The organism is Dokdonella sp. (assembly GCF_035703485.1).
Taxonomy (GTDB): domain Bacteria; phylum Pseudomonadota; class Gammaproteobacteria; order Xanthomonadales; family Rhodanobacteraceae; genus Dokdonella.
In genome coordinates, this window is the sequence record NZ_DASSYD010000154.1 from 1 (window position 1) to 3,027 (window position 3,027).

Sequence of the window (3,027 nt, forward strand, 5' to 3'; positions counted from 1 at the left end):
GAAGCCGTCGAAGCGCTCAGGGCACAGGGCCTGAGTGTTTCCATATGCAGCGGTGATGCGGCACCCAAGGTTGCAGCGATCGCGGCCAGACTCGGCATTGAACAATGGCGTGCACGCCAATTGCCTGCCGACAAACTCGCCTGGTTGCAGCAGTTGAGAACCGAGGGTGCGCGCGTGATTGCGATTGGCGACGGTATCAACGATGCGCCGGTACTTGCCGGTGCCGATGTCTCGATTGCGATGGTCGGTGGCGCGGAACTGGCCCAGGCCAGCAGTGATGTCGTGCTTGCCAGTGAGCGTCTCGACGGACTGGCTCCGGCCCGCGCGCTGGCGCGGCGGGCGATCCATATCCTGCATCAGAATTATCGATGGGCGCTGGCCTACAACCTGAGTGTCATTCCTGTCGCCGCGCTCGGCTTCGTGCCGCCATGGCTGGCCGCACTGGGCATGTCGATGAGTTCACTCGGTGTCGTCCTGAATGCATTGCGCATTGGATCGGAATCGCCATCGTCATCAAGTCGCAATGAAGTCTCTGCTCCGATTCCAAGTACGCAAAGCCCATGAATATTCTGCTGGTCATGGTGCCGCTGTCGATCATCCTGCTGGTTGGTGCGGCGATTGCGTTCTTCTGGGCTGTCGAACACGATCAGTTCGATGACATGGATACCCCGGCGCTATTGCCGATGACCGACCTGCCGCCGGAAGAGGTCGAGGCGAGCGAGACCGATGACGACGCGGAAAGCGCCGACGAGCCGGAAAGCCGCGAAAACTGATCGTGCCGATGGCTTGTCGGCTTTTCAGAACGTTAAGGCAACGCTGATCAAGTGGCGCAACCGTTATGGCATTCAGAAGGTTCGCCGGTCGTGCTGCGTGGCGAAGTGAAGGCTGGTTGTCTTGACCAGCCGCGCGGTGCGGCTGGCGGACCTTCTGGATGCCACCTGTTTCAACAAAAACAATCGGTCGAGAGGTCGCTCCTGCGCATCCTGCGAACGCGACATTCGCACATCCATGTGCAGCACAACGCAGGAGCAGTTGCCGACACGGCCAGTGCATCTGCGCCAGCGCGCCGCGATCTGCACGCAGACAGGCGTCGTGACGATTGCGCCACTTGATCAGCGTTGCCTTAAGTCGGCAAACGTAGATCAGCACCAGTCATTCATCCTGGGTGCCACCTGCAACCCGGCACTCCGGACAAACAGATGACTATCCGTTCAATCCGTGTTCAATATCAAATTGTTGTTTGTGCGCCTTCTTTCAATTCAGAGAACACCTTGTGTCTGACGTAGGCGGCAGTCGCTGAATCCAATGCCGTGCCAACAACGTGCTCAAATGCGGATTCCACGCGGTCTCGGTGAGCTTGCGTTGCCGCGTGCCAGTATTCGGCCATGTCTCTGTCTGGGGAAGCTTCCGACAGAGCGCAGATAACCAGGTCCGCGTTCGATTCGGAATGCCACCCTGCGCTTGCGAGAAGCGCCACTGCACCGACGATGCCAGCGAGTTTCCCTTCATCTCGCTGGGCGGCTTCGGCAGACTGCGATCTGCTCATGATGTCATCCAGGCACGATGCAAAAAGCAGCAGCGATGCTCTTGCCACCTCCTTGTTCGATGGATCTCTTTTCAGCAGGTAGGCCGACTCGGTTGCGTCGGTGACGACCTTTGAACTCACCGGGACGCAGCTCGATGTTTCGCAGCTGTGCCTGCGTGTGAAGTGCTGAAGCAAGAGCGCAAAGGTATGCATACAAGTTGCCTGCCTTGATACCGCCACACGATTCGAGCTGCAGTGTGTGGCCTGCCGTCGCCGCGAACTCGCGAAAATTCCGCAGGCGCGCACGCCGAATCCGAAGCGCGAAGATGGCAACCGCCAGTACCACGAAGAGCAGCAAAGTCAGGTAGATCAACACAGTCGAATTCTCCTGAATCAATTCCTTTGAACGGAGCGCACTCTGGAACAAGCCGGGCAATACTAAGGCAACGCTGATCAAGTGGCGCAATCGTCACGACACCTGTCTGCGTGCAGACAGGTGTCGCCTAACCGATTGTTTTTGTTGAAACAGGTGGCATCCAGAAGGTCCGCCAGCCGCACCGCGCGGCTGGTCAAGGCGACCAGCCTTCACTTCGCCACGCAGCACGACCGGCGAACCTTCTGAATGCCATGACGGTTGCGCCACTTGATCAGCGTTGCCCCAATTTCCTGCACTATAGCCCGTTGAGTAGACATATTCCTTGCAGCGACGGGGTCATGTTGATTGTTTCCCGGGCTGAAGAAAGCCAGCCAATCAGGCCGAATCTCGCTTCGCAGCAAAGCCGAAGCATCCGCTCTCGAGGACGTGATGACAATCGTCAGGGCGCCGGTTTGCGTGGTCCGAGTGGCCGCAGATGCCGGCTTGAAGTGTGGGTTTGGCGTAGCCGGTGTGCGTGCGCGGCGAGCAGGTCGCCGCGGGTGATGAAGCCGACCATGCGATGCGGCTCGGTCTCGCTGACCACGACCAGTCGACCGACATTGGCTTCGACCATGTGATCGGCGGCTTCGCGCGCGGAGTGTCGTTCCTTGACCATCATTGGGGCATGGCTGACAAGATCGCCCACACTTGCGCTGTCGGAGAACGCCGGATCAAGCAGGACGCGACGCGTCAGTACGCCGAGCAAATGATCGTGCGCGTCGAGGATGGGGAAGCCCTGGTGGTGGGCATCTGCCGAGCCGCTTCTGAGCAGCCAGTCGCGCGTCTCGCCCAGGTTTTGATTGGCGCGCAGTGAGACGACATTGCGACTGCAAATTTCGCCGACAGTGATGCTGTCGAGGTAGTCGGCGCTGTAGTCTGACGGCACGCGTACGCCGCGCCGGGCGATTTTCTCGGTCATGATCGTATGCCGCATGAGCAGGCCCGAGACCATGTAGGCCACGGCACAGGCGGCGAGCAGAGGCAGCAAGCCGTTGGGTTGCTGGGTGGTTTCGAAAGCGAATACCACCGAGGTCAGGAGTGCCCGTGAAGCACCGGCAAACAACGCGGCCATGCCAACCAGCGCAGC

At 59.6% G+C, this 3,027-nt stretch carries 5 protein-coding genes; 2 read left to right on the top strand and 3 right to left on the bottom strand.

The features are described from left to right. Together VFN25_RS12040 and ccoS are read left to right on the top strand one after the other, a co-directional pair. Positions 1–564 (top strand): HAD-IC family P-type ATPase (locus VFN25_RS12040; protein ID WP_325142221.1); only part of this gene is annotated, 564 nt, incomplete at its 5' end. Then, positions 561–773, top strand: a complete 213-nt coding sequence (ccoS, locus tag VFN25_RS12045; RefSeq protein ID WP_325142223.1) for a cbb3-type cytochrome oxidase assembly protein CcoS — start codon at positions 561–563, stop codon at positions 771–773. The genes VFN25_RS12040 and ccoS, both read left to right, overlap by 4 nt. A 455-nt stretch (positions 774–1,228) precedes the next feature. On the opposite strand, the gene VFN25_RS12050 is transcribed toward ccoS, so the two are convergent. From VFN25_RS12050 to VFN25_RS12060, 3 genes are all read right to left on the bottom strand, one after another. Beyond that, a complete protein-coding gene (locus VFN25_RS12050; RefSeq protein ID WP_325142225.1) occupies positions 1,229–1,546 on the bottom strand; it encodes a hypothetical protein in 318 nt (105 codons plus the stop codon). Between the two features lie 4 nt (positions 1,547–1,550). Further along, entirely contained in the window at positions 1,551–1,982 is a 432-nt protein-coding gene (locus VFN25_RS12055) for a hypothetical protein (protein ID WP_325142227.1), read from the bottom strand. Between the two features lie 358 nt (positions 1,983–2,340). Continuing rightward, positions 2,341–3,027, bottom strand: a 687-nt coding sequence (locus VFN25_RS12060) for a CBS domain-containing protein (protein WP_325142230.1), incomplete at its 5' end; no start/stop codon positions are given.